17 protein-coding genes and 1 riboswitch are annotated in these 15,770 nt (G+C 46.4%); of the genes, 12 read left to right on the top strand and 5 right to left on the bottom strand.

Going from position 1 to position 15,770, the window contains the following annotated elements:
• Positions 1-119 precede the first annotated feature (119 nt).
• Together FZD51_RS07865 and FZD51_RS07860 are read left to right on the top strand one after the other, a co-directional pair.
• A complete protein-coding gene (locus tag FZD51_RS07865) occupies positions 120-275 on the top strand; it encodes a YflJ family protein (RefSeq protein ID WP_022544074.1) in 156 nt (51 codons plus the stop codon).
• 144 nt (positions 276-419) lie between these two features.
• Positions 420-1,208 carry a hypothetical protein gene (locus FZD51_RS07860; RefSeq protein WP_148974290.1) on the top strand — a complete coding sequence of 263 codons (789 nt, stop codon included), beginning with the start codon at positions 420-422 and terminating at the stop codon, positions 1,206-1,208.
• 58 nt (positions 1,209-1,266) lie between these two features.
• Here FZD51_RS07860 and FZD51_RS07855 read toward each other — a convergent pair whose 3' ends face one another.
• From FZD51_RS07855 to FZD51_RS07840, 4 genes are all read right to left on the bottom strand, one after another.
• Entirely contained in the window at positions 1,267-1,830 is a 564-nt protein-coding gene (locus tag FZD51_RS07855) for a GNAT family N-acetyltransferase (RefSeq protein ID WP_148974289.1), read from the bottom strand.
• A 326-nt stretch (positions 1,831-2,156) separates the two neighbouring features.
• Complete coding sequence (locus tag FZD51_RS07850) at positions 2,157-3,278, bottom strand: amidohydrolase (protein WP_148974288.1); 1,122 nt, start codon at positions 3,276-3,278, stop codon at positions 2,157-2,159.
• 24 nt (positions 3,279-3,302) lie between these two features.
• Complete coding sequence (uptA, locus tag FZD51_RS07845; RefSeq protein ID WP_187445693.1) at positions 3,303-3,881, bottom strand: undecaprenyl phosphate transporter UptA; 579 nt, start codon at positions 3,879-3,881, stop codon at positions 3,303-3,305.
• Positions 3,882-3,905: 24 nt separating this feature from the next.
• Positions 3,906-4,688, bottom strand: coding sequence for an undecaprenyl-diphosphate phosphatase (locus tag FZD51_RS07840; RefSeq protein WP_148974286.1), 783 nt, complete (start codon positions 4,686-4,688; stop codon positions 3,906-3,908).
• A gap of 261 nt (positions 4,689-4,949) precedes the next feature.
• Between FZD51_RS07840 and FZD51_RS07835 the strand changes: the two genes are divergently transcribed.
• The 5 genes from FZD51_RS07835 (at position 4,950) to FZD51_RS07815 (ending at position 8,983) form a co-directional block, all read left to right on the top strand.
• A complete protein-coding gene (locus FZD51_RS07835; protein WP_050767316.1) occupies positions 4,950-5,249 on the top strand; it encodes a DUF4870 domain-containing protein in 300 nt (99 codons plus the stop codon).
• Positions 5,250-5,397: 148 nt separating this feature from the next.
• Positions 5,398-6,249, top strand: a complete 852-nt coding sequence (locus FZD51_RS07830) for a patatin-like phospholipase family protein (protein WP_148974285.1) — start codon at positions 5,398-5,400, stop codon at positions 6,247-6,249.
• 792 nt (positions 6,250-7,041) lie between these two features.
• On the top strand, positions 7,042-7,821 hold the full coding sequence (locus FZD51_RS07825) for a hypothetical protein (protein WP_148974284.1): 780 nt from the start codon (positions 7,042-7,044) through the stop codon (positions 7,819-7,821).
• An 84-nt stretch (positions 7,822-7,905) separates the two neighbouring features.
• Entirely contained in the window at positions 7,906-8,232 is a 327-nt protein-coding gene (locus tag FZD51_RS07820) for a four-helix bundle copper-binding protein (protein WP_148974283.1), read from the top strand.
• Positions 8,233-8,407: 175 nt separating this feature from the next.
• Positions 8,408-8,983, top strand: coding sequence for a TlpA disulfide reductase family protein (locus FZD51_RS07815; RefSeq protein ID WP_148974282.1), 576 nt, complete (start codon positions 8,408-8,410; stop codon positions 8,981-8,983).
• Between the two features lie 3 nt (positions 8,984-8,986).
• On the opposite strand, the gene FZD51_RS07810 is transcribed toward FZD51_RS07815, so the two are convergent.
• Positions 8,987-9,823 (bottom strand): EcsC family protein, encoded by an 837-nt coding sequence (locus FZD51_RS07810; protein WP_148974281.1) that lies wholly within the window; start codon positions 9,821-9,823, stop codon positions 8,987-8,989.
• Between the two features lie 161 nt (positions 9,824-9,984).
• Positions 9,985-10,131, top strand: a riboswitch (FMN riboswitch).
• Between the two features lie 140 nt (positions 10,132-10,271).
• Here FZD51_RS07810 and ribD point away from each other — a divergent pair.
• The 5 genes from ribD to FZD51_RS07785 all read left to right on the top strand — a co-directional run bounded on the left by ribD (position 10,272) and on the right by FZD51_RS07785 (position 15,204).
• Positions 10,272-11,387: a bifunctional diaminohydroxyphosphoribosylaminopyrimidine deaminase/5-amino-6-(5-phosphoribosylamino)uracil reductase RibD gene (ribD, locus tag FZD51_RS07805; protein WP_148974280.1), complete on the top strand. Its 1,116-nt coding sequence runs from the start codon at positions 10,272-10,274 to the stop codon at positions 11,385-11,387.
• Positions 11,368-12,018, top strand: a complete 651-nt coding sequence (gene ribE, locus FZD51_RS07800; RefSeq protein WP_148974279.1) for a riboflavin synthase — start codon at positions 11,368-11,370, stop codon at positions 12,016-12,018. The genes ribD and ribE overlap by 20 nt, the downstream gene beginning before the upstream one ends.
• Positions 12,019-12,115: 97 nt before the next feature.
• Positions 12,116-13,309, top strand: coding sequence for a bifunctional 3,4-dihydroxy-2-butanone-4-phosphate synthase/GTP cyclohydrolase II (locus FZD51_RS07795; protein WP_148974278.1), 1,194 nt, complete (start codon positions 12,116-12,118; stop codon positions 13,307-13,309).
• Positions 13,310-13,323: 14 nt separating this feature from the next.
• Positions 13,324-13,794, top strand: coding sequence for a 6,7-dimethyl-8-ribityllumazine synthase (ribH, locus tag FZD51_RS07790; protein WP_148974277.1), 471 nt, complete (start codon positions 13,324-13,326; stop codon positions 13,792-13,794).
• 114 nt (positions 13,795-13,908) lie between these two features.
• Positions 13,909-15,204: an NCS2 family permease gene (locus FZD51_RS07785; RefSeq protein WP_148974276.1), complete on the top strand. Its 1,296-nt coding sequence runs from the start codon at positions 13,909-13,911 to the stop codon at positions 15,202-15,204.
• Positions 15,205-15,770 lie beyond the last annotated feature (566 nt).

Here is a 15,770-nt window from a genome sequence, read left to right as displayed (position 1 = left end):
ATTTAAGCTCTAAAGAATAAGGATGCTGCCTTAGCCGCTGAATTTTTGCCGTGAAGGTCTTCAGCTGCTTCTTTGCGCATATAGTATACGGACAAGCGATTTGGAGAGGGGAATGAAGAGTGGCATATCAGGGGTCGAAAGGCTGGTATATTCAGAAGCTGAAGGAAATGGGAATCAATAAACATCCGATAGACCGCAGAAAAATAGAATTATACAAAACTTATATTGTCAGAAAACTATACATCGAAGAATTAAAGAAAAATCCGGGAAAATAAGCTATGGGGAGGCTGCATAAAAAGCAGTCTCTTTGTTTAGGCAAATGTATGGCGGTCTATGCCCGGCACATGAGCCTGCGCTTTTCTTTATGGCATGATGGAAAGCGGCAAAGCATATGATGAGGGAGAAAGGGGCGGGGGATAGTGAGATCTCTTATTGCAAACAAGCTGGCCGCCATTTGGAAGGAAATCGGGGAAAGCTGCCTTGACTCTCCGGTAAAACACGGAAGCAAGGTGGACGCAGTCCGGCAGCAGATTTATTTGCTCCAGCACTATCCTGTCCTGCTCCATGAATATTATTTGATGTCCAGTCTGATTCTCGAAAGCAAATGGATTGTCCCTCCATGGAAACTGATCTCCTTTAAATGCGGCAGCCCAATTGACTATGATGCCTTTTATGCTGCAGCATGCGAGCAGGATATCGACATTTTTACATACACCGGCATCGACGAAGAAATCTGGTGCGGCCAGAGTGAAGTCCCGCCCAATAAACTAAAGCTGGTCAGGTCAGCTGCATCAGATTTGCCAGGCGGGGAATTGGATGAGGTGAGTCTGATTGTGTTCCCTAAATCATTAAAGAGCTTTACCAGCAGGGATTTTGAAGCTATAAGCCTGCAGCTGCAAAGGGCTGATATGAAAAGGAAGAGACTCTGCATGGCTTTTTCGGCATCCGACCCTGAAAGTCCGGAATATGAGCTGAACCGGTTTCATTCACTCCTTGAACAGGCGGCGAGGTGGCAGAAGTACAGAATCTGCAAAGAGGAGACTGTGCATATTCAAACTGAAACAGCCTTCGAATATGCCGATGGCCGTTTTGAATATCCCCAAAAAATAATGGCGAAGATGCGGGAAAAAAGGGTCCCTTCCTCAATATGGCCTGTGGAGCGGCTTGAACATGCGTATATGAAGGCGGTTTTTCTGGAAGCAAGGTAATTTTTAATACACGAAAAAGCCAGTCCGGAATGACTGGCTTTGTTCATTTCTTGTATTCTTATGCCTCCATCAGCTGGGTGACATCCTGAACCGGCAGGACTCCGCTCCGCATGACGTGAAGTGTATATAAGTCCTTTGGAATTTCATAAAGATTGTAGATAAGTTCCTGCTTGTTCAGCTGTTCAAATATATGTTTCCTTGTTTCATTGGCCTGGATAATATACGGAAGCTTCTCGGCAGCTTTTTGGGAGCGGATATTGACATTTCTGATCCTCATAAAAATCGTTTCAATTCCTGCTTCATAAAAAAGCTCATCAAAAAAAGCATCCTTGGCTGTCTTATTATAGCCTTTCCCATGATAGGGTTTGCCGAGCCAGGTGCCGAGGAAACCGGCCTGATCCTGAATATCGAACAGATTGATGGTCCCGATCGGGGCACCCCATTCATCGAGGATGGTGCGGGAAATAAGCTCACCGCGTTCCTCTGCTTCAATCGTCTGCTTGGTCATAAATAAAAATTCATCATAGGAATAGGCTTTTTGGCGCACAAAAGGGAAGACTTCCGGGTGCGTCATCAATTCGTACAAAGCATGGCAATCATGAAGATCGCGTTTCTTGAGCATGTATGTTCCCTCCAGCCCGAGGTAGTCCTGCTCCATGCCAAATAGAGCTCTGGTCCCACCCTCGAAATTTTTTGTAATGTTGCTAAAAAATTTCGGGGTGGGAATCGAACCCACTAGAACCATCCTTGGATTGGATGGTGGCGCACCATTTGCCTTCCCTATATCTATTGCATTCCATTATGTGTTTGGTCAAAGGCAGAAATTCAGCAGAATCTTTGCCACTTAAGGTATCATACTAAAAAAAAATAAAAAAAGAAATAGGTAAATTGTTAATATTTCTTGAAAAATTTACAGCAAAATTCGGCAGCGGATTTTGACAAAATCCATCACTCAGAATAGACGAATTCACCATCAATCATCGTCCAGGACGGCTTGGACAAAAAATGGAAAGGATGCAGGCTCCAAAGGGCCAAATCTGCATCCTTGCCCGGCTCAATTGATCCTAGCCTGTCTTCAACTTTCAAGTTCCTGGCCGGAATGAGTGTGATTCCCTCGAGTGCTTTCTGTTCAGCAAGACCTTCCCTCATAGCAATGGCAGCACAGACATTCAGATATTGTACCGGTGTATAAGGATGGTCTGTCGTTATCGAGACTTCAATTCCCATTTTCGTCAGTTCGCTGTATGTCCTCCATGTTTTATTTTTCAATTCTACCTTCGATCTTCGGGTCAATGTCGGACCCACAGACACTTTTAAATTCCTTCCCGACAGCTCGTCGGCAACCAGGTGGCCCTCTGTGCAATGCTCAATCCTCAGATCAAGGTTGAATTCATCTGCCAATCTTACCGCAGAAATAATATCATCTGCCCTGTGTGCGTGGATCCTTACAGGAATGGAACGATTAAGGGCTAGCAGCAGCGGTGCGGTGCGGAGATCTTCCGGTGATGCCGAGATTTTTGCAGCATAAAAAGCCTCCCTGAGCATTCCCATGATGCCCATCCTGGTAATCGACTCTTTATTGCCGTGGCTGTGAATCCGCTTGGGGTTTTCCCCAAATGCGATTTTAAGGCCTGCCGTTTTCTGAATCGTCATCTTTTCAATATTTTTGCCGGCGGTTTTAATGACAGAAGTGGTTCCGCCGATAATATTGGCGCTGCCCGGCATGATATGGACCGCCGTGATCCCATGCCGCACAGCATCAGAAAATGCAGGGTCGAGCGGGTATACGCCATCCATGGCCCTGATATGCGGACTGAGCGGCTCTATGGTTTCATTGGCATCATTCCCGGCCCATCCGGTCCCTTCATCATAAAGTCCCATATGTGTGTGCACATCGATGAAGCCTGGAAGCAGATGCCTGCCGCCGCAGTCAATGATCCTGACGGCGGAATCCATCTTAATTGAAGGGCTTGCCCTCTCTATCTTGCCGTCAGAAACAAGGACGTCACCCCTGAAGGGTGCTGAAACAATCGGGTAAACAAGCGCATTTTTCAACAGCATCCTTGGCATGATCGCGCCTCCTTATATTTTGCATCAATCTTTTCTGCGCTGCTTGACAGCAATATATCCGGCAAGAAGGACAGCAGCAGTGCCGATGATCGGTGCCAGATATGGTTTTGCATAATCCTTTACTTGATTCCAATGGTCGCCAAGCTCCATTCCCAGCAGGAGAAAAAGAACAGTCCAGGGGATAATGGCCGCCACAGTGTACAGAAAAAAGGTTCTGAGGGGCATCTTTGCTATTCCTGCCGGTATGGAAATGGCATGCCGTACGACAGGTATGAACCTGGCAGTGAAGATGACGCCGGTGCCGTAGCGGTTAAACCAGTCCTCGGCAGCCTCCAGATGACTGCCTTTAATCAGCAGATATTTCCCGTATCTCTCGAGGACAGGCCTGCCTCCAAAATAACCGAGCCAATAAAGAAAAAGCTGGGCAGCGGTGCCGCCTGCGACCCCGGCGAGCAAAGCTCCGGCAAAATGGATCTCTCCGCTTGCTACCAGGTATCCTCCATAGCTCAGGACAATTTCACTGGGGATCACTTCTGCCATCAATCCAAGGGCTATGCCCAGATAGCCGAGGCTTGAAAGGAACTCAAATAACTGAATGACCATTTCCTTCACTGATACATGCCTCCCTTAAAAAATCCCTGTCATCTGAAGGGCGAGGACAGCAAAGCCCAAAACCCATACATAAACAGCAAAAATCTTCAGGGATTTTCTTTTCAAAAATGAAATCATCCAGACTACAGCTGCATAGCCGAACAGCGCTGATGAGAGTGTGGCGATCAATAGGCTCCCAAAAGGGATGGCCTCGGTATGGCCGGCATACATTTCTCCTGCCTGCATCACTATCCCCCCGGCTATCGCTGGAATGGAAAGAAGAAAAGAAAAATAGGCAGCTGTTTCTCTATCCAGCTTCCTGATAAGGCCTGCGGCAATCGTCAATCCGGAGCGGGAGAGTGCAGGGAAGATGGCTGCTGCCTGGAAGGTGCCGATGAAAATGGCATCCCCCATACTGATATCGTCCATCTTTTTCCTGCCTTTTTTAATTCCATCGGCAGTCCAAAGGATAAAGCCGGTAAGCAAAAATTCCCACCCGATGGTTACGCCGGACTTTGACAATGAATCGAGAAGGTCCCCGAGAAGGAGACCTGCAATCACTGCAGGAACTGTTCCGGCTGCAAGGAGCAGGGAAAGCCGCCCGAAAGGTTTCCTGGCAATTTGGAGGAGTTCATCTTTGTAAACAACAAGAACTGCCAGCAGGGTGCCGACATGCAGCATGGTATCAAGGAACAGGCCTGCCTCATCAAGCCCGAACAGGTGCCTGCCAAGATATAAATGCCCGGTGCTTGAAATCGGAAGAAATTCAGTCAGGCCCTGGATCATGCCGAGAATTAGCGCTTCTATCTTAGAAAGCATCTTATCACCCTTTACATCTTTTTGAAGTATTGAAGAAGGCTCCTTTATTGTTGTATTTGCCGATATATGCCCTCACTAATTAGTATTCAAGTTGTCCCAAACAAGAACAGGGAAAGGAAAAGATGCGGGTAAAGAATAATTTAAGCGGAAGAATGAAACCTTTTTAGATGTGGGGCGTAGTAATAGTTATAAGAAATCATTTTAATATTGGAGGAATTATGAGTGGAATACCAAAAAAACTCCAGCAGTGATGAAAGGCTGATGGCATCCCTGATTTATATATCCAGCCTGTTTACGACCTTTCTAGGGCCGCTTATCATCTGGCTTTTGAAGAAGGATGACTCGGAGCTTGTGAATTATCATGGAAAAGAGTATTTTAACTTTCTTATCTCTTATGGGGTGTACAGCATCATCAGTACCGTCCTGATGATTGTCCTTATCGGCTTCATCACCATCTGGATCGTCGGCGCTCTGGCCCTGGTCTTTACCATTGTGGCGGCAGTAAAAGCCTATGAAGGCAATGAATACAGAATACCGCTGGTTTTTCGTCTGATAAAATAAGACAGCATAGCTGCTGATTCCTTTTAAGGGGATCAGCAGCTTTTTTGTGCCGCAGTCAGGCGGAGCCTGTGACAAATGCGGATTTTTTTTGTTAGAATATATCCATTATCAAGCAATAATAGCCATAAAAAAGAGAGGAGTCTTGATCATGCTCAATGAAACCGGCCTGGTGCTCGAAGGCGGCGGGATGAGGGGGGTCTATACGGCAGGCGTGCTGGAATACTTTATGGAGCAGGATCTGTATTTTCCCTACATAATAGGAGTTTCGGCAGGAGCCTGCAATGCTGCTTCCTATATCTCAGGGCAGAAGGGACGGAATAAAACTGTCAATGTAGATCTTGTCAGCGATCCCCGCTATATATCATGGCGCAACTATTTCCGGAACCGGCAATTCTTTGGAATGGATTTCATTTTTGATGAAGTCCCGAACAAGCTTGTCCCCTATGATTATGATAAGTTCCATAACAGCCAGTCGGAGTTCGTCATTGGCACGACCGACTGCCATACAGGAGAACCTGTTTATTTTAACAGGGAAGGCTACGGGCAGGATGTGCTGCAGGTGCTGAAAGCTTCGAGCTCACTGCCATTCATTGCGCCGGAGATAGACTACAACAGCAGAAAACTGCTGGATGGGGGCATCAGCGATCCGATTCCGCTGAAAAAAGCCCAGCAGGACGGATTCCAAAAAAATATAGTCATACTCACAAGAAATAAAGGCTATCAGAAAAAACCTTCAAAGTTCCATTTCCTTGTCAGAAGAAAATATCCAGCTTATACTGGCCTCCAAAAGGCCATGGAAAACCGCTACCGGCAGTACAACCAGACACTCGGCTATCTGGCAGAAGAAGAACAGAAGGGCACCACCCTTGTCATCCAGCCATCAGAGCCGCTCGAAGTGGGAAGGATGGAAAGGAACCCAGCCAAGCTGGAACACCTCTACAACCAGGGGTACAGCGATGCCAAGAAGCAATATGGGCGGATTCAGTCTTTTATTGGGTGACATTTATGTTGGTGACAGGCACCTGTACCAGTTGTAGACCAGTTTATAATAACCTCAGCTAAATGTTGGCTGGGGTTATTAACTTTGACAAGAGTCTAGATTTTTTTTATAGAAGGATGCCCGTTTTGAGAAAAATATGGCATTGAACTACCTGAGAGAAGATAGAGGGTGCCAGTGCCACCGTCTAAGACCCTCTGAACCAATTAAAATTAAATAGAGGGTGCAGTGCGGCCGACTAAGACCCTTGAACCCATGCAAAGTTAAATAAAGGGTGCCTGTGCCACCGTCTAAGACCCTCTGAACCCATGTAAGGTTAGATAGAGGGTGACAGTGCGGCCGACTAAGACCTTCTGAACCAATTAAAGTTAAATAGAGGGTGCTAGTGCGGCCGACTAAGACCCTCTGAACCAATTAAAGTTAAATAGAGGGTGCCAGTGCCGCCGACTGAGACCCTCTGAACCAATTAAAGTTAAATAGAGGGCGCTAGTGTGGCCGACTAAGACCCTCTGAACCAATTAAAGTTAAATAGAGGGTGTTAGTGCGGCCGACTAAGACCCTCTAAAACCTTTTAAATCAAATAAAGGGTGTCAGCAGCGTTTTTTGCCAGCCTCTGGATCATAAAATTTCCACTTTAATGTACTTCCTCTTAAACAAAATGCTGCTCCACAATAACCAACGTACAGATATCCCCGCCTAATCCCTGGCATGATTTCCCCCCGCTCTTAATAGAATTAAAGAGAAGCCAAAATTTGAAGCAGAACCGCAACCAAATTCTTCACGGGAGACTTGCTGATGAATATCCAAAAGCATTACAGCCGATTAGCAGATATATCTCTTAACAGCAGCCTGGCATCGCTAGTGCCTCTATTTTTTATCCTTCCGGCTTGCCTGGTTATGCTGCCGGGCAGGGAGCTGGTGCTGGCAGCTGTGCCTTTTCTTTTGTACAGCTTTGGCTGCTATCAGATGAGTGTGGTTCAACAATCAAGATCAAAAGCGGTGGACAGGCTCGACGGCTGCCAATATAAAGGGAAGCTGCTGGAAGAAAATCATCTTCTGGTTTCCCATCTTCCTTCATCTTTTTTAAGAATGCTATTATTCACACCTGACGGCCAGCTGGCTGGAGAACTGAGAGATTTGGACGAGACCTTACTAGGGAAACTTTGCCCCTCTTTTCTTTCCGTGTCATGTCAGCGGGAATACGGATTATATAATCGATCAGGCAGCCTGATGATCCTTTTTCTGTCCAGGAAAAATAAAGTGGATATTTTCAGGGCTGACCGCCGCTATATTGGGACGATGGAATTTATTCATAAACCAGGAGGATCGGCTGTCATACTCTTTCGCCAGAAGACGCTTTCTGTTCGAAGGGAAAAATTTTTTCTGGATTGCAGGATTGAATGGGAAGATGGGAAAGAATTGATGAACTACAAAAAGGGTCTGATGCCTGTAAGCTGGGCTGAGACATTTCAAAATCCTAATATGGAGATTATGGAATTTAATGACAATGCAGGGCCGAAGGAGAGGATCTTGGCATTGGCAGCGATCGCTAAGCTGTTTGCTGACGGATGGTGATCGCAATCAGTCAGGTTTTGATGTGCTTATATATGGGAATCTATCACTAAGATCGTATACTGCAAAAGAGCGGAGGATAAAGTGATGGATAACAGCTATGAAAATTGCCTGAAGGCTTGTCTTGATTGCCTGGAAGCCTGCGAGGTTTCTTTCAGGAAAACCCTGGAAGAAGCAGATGCAGGGAAGAAGTCTGACGCAATCAGGCTGTACAGAGAAAGTGCCGATATTTGCGCACTGACAATCAAGGCGCTTGAGTCAGAAAGCGATTTTATAAAAAAATATACTCTGCTTTGTTCCAGGATAGTGGATCAATGTGCAGAAGAATGCAAGCAGTTTGAACAAGCTCATAGCATGAGCTGTGCAGAGAAATGCTATCTTTGTGCAGAAGAATGCAGAAAGCTTGCTGCTTGATGAGATATTGAAATAGACGAACACAATCCGGCCGGCGTGCCGGTTTTTTTATGCCGGCTGTTTACTTAGATCACATAGCATATTAAAATGGTGTTCTAGCATGAATATTCAGCTTATGCAGGTTTGGCCTGCTAAGGACATGTATAGGAATGCTAATAATAGCCCGAGGTGTAGAATGAAAAAGTTTCTTCTTGTTACAGGGATCATTTTGCTGGCTTTATTCATTATTGATAAGACGGTCTTAAAGGATAAAGGTGTCGTAAACAAGGTGCTGCCGGCTGAAAAATATGAAAGGCTGGAGAATCCGGAGGAAATAGCGGTGGGGATTGAACCGGGCAATAAAGCACCGGACTTCACTCTGACTGATATAGAGGGAAAAACAGTGAGTCTCAGCGATTATAAAGGCAAAAGGGTTTTTCTTAATTTTTGGGCCAGCTGGTGCCCGCCCTGCAAGGCCGAAATGCCTGATATGCAGGAGCTTTACGAAGAAAAAGCAATCGGGGATTTTGAAATTCTGGCCGTCAATATGACATTTATTGAAAAAAATAAAGGCGACGAAATGGACTTTGTAAAGGATAATGGCCTCACCTTCCCCATTCCGCTTGATGTGAAGGGGCAGGTCATGGGGGAGTATGAGATTATGGCTTATCCGACCAGCTTTTTTATAGATTCTGACGGAATTATCAGAAGCAGGGTTATGGGAGCCGTGGATAAGGATTTTATAGAGAAAGAAAGCAAAAGGCTTCCATGATGTTCATGGAAGCCTTTCTTCTGTATCTGCCGGCAAAATATCAGATGATGCTGCCTGCAGGCGTTCTTTGATCTTCCTCTTTCTGTAAAGCATCATGCCCGCTTCCCCGATATCCCCGACTGCTGAGCGGTTGATGAATGCCCCGAAGACAAGCCCGGCAATCGGCACCATCTGAAAAAGCTTCTTCCAGCCAAACTGATCACGATAAGCAAAGACAACTTCACGCCATCCCTGGATTTCTGATGCGATTTCCCGCTGGACCTCTTCTTCCGGCGAATCGATGTCGGACAGCTGCCTGAGAATCGCCTGCTTGCCAACGATGTCAGCAGATACAAATTGCAGCGCCTTGACGATGAACAGCCGCTCTTTCTTGCTTTTCGGATCATAGCCGTAACAGATGGCAATATCCTGAAGGGTCTTCAGCTGCATCCCCAGAAGAACTGGAATATCAAGGCTTAAAGTAAACAATCCTCCAAAGCCTGTCCCTGCCCCCTGAATGGCTGCAAGCTTCTTCCTGGAACCTGTCAGCTTTTCTGCTGCCCCGTCCATCTCCTTGATAGAAAGAACAGCAGTATCCTCAAGAGTATTCACATTCCGTCCCGGATAATAAGATTTAATGGAATTAGAGGTGCTTAAATAGCTGCCGCCCGTCTGTATATAGCTGCCGAGCTCATCAAGCATAACACCCATCTTTTTCTGAATGATGGCTGGGGTCAGCTTGTCCAGAACTTTAAATGGAAGCCTGCCGATTTTTTCCCAAAACCATAGGCCGCTCTGATCTTCTTCCCATTCCTGGCATTTCTGCAGCTCAGACTGCAGCTGTTGTTTCGTCTCCTGCATTGTTAGATTCCTTTCTGCTTATAATATGTATAATACGGTTGTCCCCATCCAAAGGTTTCAGGTGCAAAAGCACTATTTTAAATAAAATTTGCGGCTCTTAAGCTCTTTGAATTGTCGAAAGAGATCATTCATGATAAGATGCCTTTAATATTATAAGAATAATATTCCTTCGGGGTCGGGTGAAAATCCCAACCGGCGGTGATGAGGCATGCCTCTTAGTCCGTGACCCGGCTTCACGCTTAGTGAAGACGGTGGATTTGGTGAAATTCCAAAGCCGACAGTTATAGTCTGGATGGGAGAAGGAATGGATGTATGAACCGCGTTTTTAACATTGTGTTTCGAACGCTTATTTCGTCATGTCTAATTTGGCCCCGTACTGATTCTGTACGGGGCCTGCTGTTTTTTCTGGAGAGAAAAAAATTGAACGTTAGGAAAAGAGGTTGTACATATGACAGATGAAGATTATATGGATCTGGCCCTGTCCCTGGCCAGGAAAACAATCGGGCAGACCAGTCCCAATCCATGTGTCGGCGCCGTTGTGGTAAAAGATGGACAGATTGCAGGAATGGGGGTTCATTTAAAGGCTGGCACCCCGCATGCTGAAGTCCATGCCATCCGGATGGCGGGCGGACTTGCCAGGGGAGCAGAGATTTACGTGACACTCGAACCATGCAGCCATCATGGAAAAACTCCTCCCTGTGCAGACCTGATCATCGAGTCGGGGATCAAGAGAGTGGTCATTGCCTCAATAGATCCTAACCCGGTTGTCGCGGGCCGCGGTATTGCCAAGCTTGAAGCAGCAGGGATAGAAGTGGAAGTGGGAATCAGGCGGGAAGAAGCGGAAGAAATAAATAGCGCATTCTTTCATTTCATGAGGACCAGCAGGCCATATGTAACGATAAAGGCCGCCGCATCATTTGACGGCAAAACAGCAGCGAACACCGGTGACAGCCAATGGATTACCTCTCCAGAATCCAGGGAAGATGTTCACCGGCTAAGACATGAACATGACGCAATATTGACGGGCGTGAACACAGTCATCCATGACAACCCCCAGCTTACCGCCAGACTGCCCCGAGGCGGAAAAAACCCTATTAGAGTAATATTGGATTCCACATTAAGGATCCCCTATGATGCAGCAATCCTGCATGATCAAAAAGCGCCGGTCATCATTTTTACCGGCAGCGGATATGACAAAAGCAAGGCTGAGAAAATTAAAACTATGGGCACGGAGCTTATACATCTTCCTGAGGAAGAGGTGTCAGCAGGCCAGGTGCTCGAAGAATTGGGAAAAAGGCAGGTTCTTTCCGTCTTTGTTGAAGGCGGTTCTGCAATCCATGCTTCTTTCATTAAGGAAGGGCTATTTCAGCAGATCATTCTCTATGCCGCCCCAAAAATCATAGGGGGAAGAAAAGCAGTCCCGTTTGTAGGGGGAGAAGGGATTTCTTCAATGGATCAATCCATTCCATTGGTATTTAAATCGGCCGAACGCATCGGTCCGGACCTTAAAATTACTGCGGTGCCGCAGCCAGAGGAGGGCCATCATGTTCACAGGATTAATTGAGGAAGTCGGCAGGGTTGAACAGATTGTCCACCAGGGGAAAACTTTAAAGCTCAGCATATCGGCCAGCCAGATACTTGAAGATGTGGGAATTGGCGACAGCATTGCCGTAAATGGCGTTTGCCTGACAGTCACTGATTTTACCTCGGGAATATTCAGCGCTGATGTGATGCCGGAAACATACCATTCTACCAGCCTTGCCGAGCTGAAGCGCAATAGCCCCGTAAACCTTGAAAGAGCCATGAAAGCCGGCGGCCGCTTTGGGGGGCATCTTGTATCAGGGCATATAGATGCCAGAGGCAGGATCATTAGAAAAAGGCATGAAGAAAATGCCATCTATTATGAAATCGAAGTGCCTGAGGAATGGTCCCATTTGCCAGTGGATAAAGGCTCCATTGCTGTAGATGGTGTTTCGCTGACAATTTTTGAAGCGGGAGCTTCTTCGCTGACGGTCTCCCTTATTCCCCATACCGCTGGCCATACCATACTGGGAGGGAAGGAATCAGGGGAAACTGTGAACCTTGAGTTTGATATGCTTGGAAAATATATTTACAGCTTTATGAATAAGGCTGCCTCCAAGCCGGAAAAGAAAACTGTCTCGGAGGCGCTTCTCAGAGAAAACGGTTTTTTGTGACAGCCTGGGAACTAAGCTAAAGCAATAAAAGAAGGCATGTCTTTCGCCAGGAATGAATGGGGAAATACCTTCCCTTAACCAAAGGAGAGCTGTAACCATGTTCAATACGATCGAAGACGCTATAGCAGAACTTAAGAAAGGCCGGCCTGTTATTGTAAGTGATGATGAAGATAGGGAAAATGAAGGCGATCTGGTAGCTCTTGCTGAATTTGCCGGTCCGGAAACCATTAACTTTATGGCAAAGGAGGGGAGGGGTCTGATTTGCATGCCTGTTACAGAAGAGCTTGCAGTAAGGCTCGGCCTCCATCCCATGGTTGATGTTAATACAGACAGCCATGGTACAGCTTTCACAGTCAGTGTTGATTTTAAGGAGACAAAGACAGGCATCAGCGCATTTGAAAGGGCACAGACCATCGAAAAACTTCTCGATGAAAATTCATTACCCGAAGATTTTGCCCGCCCAGGACATATATTTCCTTTAATTTCCAAAGAAGGCGGTGTCCTTAGAAGGGCCGGCCATACAGAGGCGGCAGTTGATCTGGCTCGTCTGGCCGGGGCAAAGCCTGCAGGAGTCATCTGTGAAATCATGAAGGACGATGGGTCCATGGCATTAGTGGATGACCTGAAAGAAATGGCCGAGAAATTCAATTTAAAGATGATTACTATCAAAGACCTGATAGAGTACCGGCTTGAACATGATTCTCTCGTTAAAAGAGAGGCAGAGATATCGCTTCCTACTGAATATGGACAATTCAAAGCGGTTGGCTATACAAATAAGCTGGATGGCAAAGAGCATATCGCCCTTGTAAAGGGAGAAATCCCGGAAGGGGAGCCTGTGCTTCTGAGGGTTCATTCAGAATGCCTGACCGGGGATGTGTTTGGTTCGAACCGCTGTGACTGCGGCCCTCAGCTTGAAGCAGCCCTCAGGCAGATAGAAGAAGCCGGGTCAGGTATCCTCCTGTATATGCGCCAGGAGGGAAGGGGCATAGGCCTTATCAATAAAATGAAGGCTTACAAGCTGCAGGAGGAAGGTTATGACACAGTGGAGGCAAACCATATGCTCGGATTCAAGGATGATCTCCGTGATTACGGAATAGGTGCACAGATACTCAGGGACCTGGGCGTAAGGAAAATGCGCCTCCTGACGAATAACCCCAGAAAAATCGCCGGCCTTGAAGGGTACGGGCTGGAAGTAGCAGAAAGGGTACAGCTTCAGCTTCCGTCTAAAAAAGATAATGAAAACTATATGAAAACCAAAAAAACAAAATTAGGTCATTTGCTGACTTTTTAATGGAGGAAAATACGATGAAAAAAGTGATTGAAGGAAATCTGGTAGGTACTGGGCTTAAAATTGGTATTGTTGTTTCAAGGTTCAACGAATTTATTACCGGGAAGCTTCTGTCCGGAGCAGAGGATAGCTTGAAAAGGCATGGTGTCGCAGAGGAAGATGTAACGGTCGTGTGGGTGCCGGGAGCCTTTGAAATCCCTCTTGCAGCTAAGAAAATGGCCGATTCCGGAAAGTATGACAGCGTCATAACGCTAGGGACCGTCATCAGGGGAGCTACACCGCATTTCGACTATGTAAGCAGCGAAGTATCAAAAGGGGTGGCATCAATCAGCATGTCAAGCGGAATCCCGGTTATCTTCGGTGTCCTGACTGTCGATACGATCGAGCAGGCGATTGAGCGTGCCGGAACGAAGGCAGGAAACAAAGGCTGGGAGGCTGCCGCAGGAGCGATTGAAATGGGTAATCTCTACAGGGAAATGGCTAATTAAAGGGTCTCCTATTGGCAGAGAACTCATTGTCTGCTAAAATATATCCTTGTGGCTCACCTGTTTATCAGGGAGAGCGGGTAGGGAGAGGGCTATACAACAGAATAGGTAATACTAATGAAAATGCTAAACCAATTATTCCAGCTTGATGCCAATGAAACAAGCTTCAAGAAGGAAGTGATGGCGGGTGCGATCGGCTTTTTTACCATTGTGTATATCATAGCCGTCAATTCGCTCATTCTTTCGGAAGCCGGAGTGCCGCTGGAAGCTGCCATCATGGCTACCATCATTACTTCAGTTGTCGGCTGCTTCATAATGGGATTCTGGGCGAATGTACCGATCCTTCTTGTGCCTGGAATGGGAATCAATGCCCTGTTTTCTTACACACTCGTGCAGTCTATGGGTCTGTCATGGCAGGAAGCGCTGGCGGTTGTATTTGTTTCTGGGCTGGTTTTTGCATTCGTGGCTTTTTCGCGTTTTGCAGGGAGCCTGAGTGCAGCCATTCCACAGTCGCTCAAGGAAGCTATCACAGTAGGCCTTGGGTTATTCCTGATGCTGATTGGGCTTGAAAAGGGCGGCATTGTGGAAAAAGGCACGAACTCGCTCATTGCGTTAGGCGATCTGGGAGACCCGCAGGTGCTGGCGACGATCATTACATTCCTGCTGGCAATCGTTTTGTTTATGCGGAATGTCCCGGGAAATTTTCTGATCACTGTTGCTGCCGGGACGCTCATTGCCTGGCTGTTTGGAAATATTGATGTATCGCAGGCAAAAGAATCTTCTTTTTCTTTTGGCGATTATCTGGATGTTTTCGGGGCTATGTCCTTTGAAAGCTTCTTTTCCATAACGTTCTGGGTGGCAGTCTTCTCGCTGACCATGGTCCTGGTGTTTGAAAATATCGGCCTGGTTCACGGCCATGTATCGTTCATCGGCAAGCCGGAACGTTTCAAGCGGGCTTTTCAGGCAAATTCCGTATCTGCACTGCTTTCCGGCCTTTTCGGAACAAGTCCGACAGTTTCAACCGTCGAAAGTGCAGCCAGCATGGCTGCAGGAGGCAGGACTGGGCTTACGACAGTGGCTACAGGGCTTCTGTTCATGCTTTCAGCTTTCTTCATTCCGGTAATCAAGCTGATTCCAAACAGTGCGATTGCCCCTATCCTCATCATCATCGGCGGATTGATGCTCCAGAACATCCGCAATCTTGATATGAAGGATATGAGTGAAAGCTTCCCGGCGTTCTTCATCATAGCGATGATTCCGTTTACCTACAGCATCGCAGACGGAATTGCCGTCGGGTTCATCCTGTATCCGATCCTCAAGATCGCGATCGGAAGGGCGAAGGAAGTCTCCGTTGCACTGTATGTAATCGCAGGACTATTCCTGGCAAACTTCGTTTTTCATGTCATCAGCTGATTTTTTAAAAAAGCGCCGTTATCATCGGCGTTGAACTATGTAAATAAAAAGAGGTACGGAATTAACACATTCCGTACCTCTTTTTTTTTTTGCCTATGTTGAGATATTTAGAGAAAGAATGAAAGGGTGGCAGTTTAAAAGAAGATCAAAGTCTCACTGCTTAAAGGTTTTTGTTTTGCTTGCCATCTTGTTACAGGTTTAAATTAAACTTTAAAACCCTGTTGTTTGCAGTGGAAGGCACGAAGACTCCTGTGGGAAATAGCGGCAGGGCTAAGACCCCGCAGGAGCGGCAGCGAGGGCACTGAAAAAGTACATTTCAATAAAAACATTAAACTCTTATACAGTAATGAATTCATTCATTTACCGGTTATCAAGGTGAACTTCTTTTTTTAGCAGTTGAAGGTTGATTTTTCAACTTTCAACTGCTTTTTTATTTTATAATATGGCTAACAACAATTTCTAGGTGGTATCCAAATGATTTCCTTTCAAGAATCGCTCCCTCTAAGCCCATATATAGCTATCTATGATGTCGTTATCCCCAAAGATAATATGCCAAAGATAATATG

This window comes from Bacillus infantis (assembly GCF_008180445.1).
In the GTDB taxonomy this organism is placed as follows: domain Bacteria; phylum Bacillota; class Bacilli; order Bacillales; family Cytobacillaceae; genus Bacillus_AB; species Bacillus_AB infantis_B.
Note: the sequence above shows the minus strand (reverse complement) of the source record. Positions and strands in the feature narration are given on the sequence as shown.

Bases quoted from the DNA above. Each gene is read 5' to 3' on its own strand.
- FZD51_RS07855 (WP_148974289.1), bottom strand. From the start codon at position 1,830: ATGCTCAAGAAACGCGATCTTCATGATTGCCATGCTTTGTACGAATTG.
- FZD51_RS07850 (WP_148974288.1), bottom strand. From the start codon at position 3,278: ATGCCAAGGATGCTGTTGAAAAATGCGCTTGTTTACCCGATTGTTTCA.
- uptA (WP_187445693.1), bottom strand. From the start codon at position 3,881: ATGGTCATTCAGTTATTTGAGTTCCTTTCAAGCCTCGGCTATCTGGGC.
- FZD51_RS07840 (WP_148974286.1), bottom strand. From the start codon at position 4,688: ATGCTTTCTAAGATAGAAGCGCTAATTCTCGGCATGATCCAGGGCCTG.
- FZD51_RS07835 (WP_050767316.1), top strand. From the start codon at position 4,950: ATGGCATCCCTGATTTATATATCCAGCCTGTTTACGACCTTTCTAGGG.
- FZD51_RS07830 (WP_148974285.1), top strand. From the start codon at position 5,398: ATGCTCAATGAAACCGGCCTGGTGCTCGAAGGCGGCGGGATGAGGGGG.
- FZD51_RS07825 (WP_148974284.1), top strand. From the start codon at position 7,042: ATGAATATCCAAAAGCATTACAGCCGATTAGCAGATATATCTCTTAAC.
- FZD51_RS07820 (WP_148974283.1), top strand. From the start codon at position 7,906: ATGGATAACAGCTATGAAAATTGCCTGAAGGCTTGTCTTGATTGCCTG.
- FZD51_RS07815 (WP_148974282.1), top strand. From the start codon at position 8,408: ATGAAAAAGTTTCTTCTTGTTACAGGGATCATTTTGCTGGCTTTATTC.
- FZD51_RS07810 (WP_148974281.1), bottom strand. From the start codon at position 9,823: ATGCAGGAGACGAAACAACAGCTGCAGTCTGAGCTGCAGAAATGCCAG.
- ribD (WP_148974280.1), top strand. From the start codon at position 10,272: ATGACAGATGAAGATTATATGGATCTGGCCCTGTCCCTGGCCAGGAAA.
- ribE (WP_148974279.1), top strand. From the start codon at position 11,368: ATGTTCACAGGATTAATTGAGGAAGTCGGCAGGGTTGAACAGATTGTC.
- FZD51_RS07795 (WP_148974278.1), top strand. From the start codon at position 12,116: ATGTTCAATACGATCGAAGACGCTATAGCAGAACTTAAGAAAGGCCGG.
- ribH (WP_148974277.1), top strand. From the start codon at position 13,324: ATGAAAAAAGTGATTGAAGGAAATCTGGTAGGTACTGGGCTTAAAATT.
- FZD51_RS07785 (WP_148974276.1), top strand. From the start codon at position 13,909: ATGAAAATGCTAAACCAATTATTCCAGCTTGATGCCAATGAAACAAGC.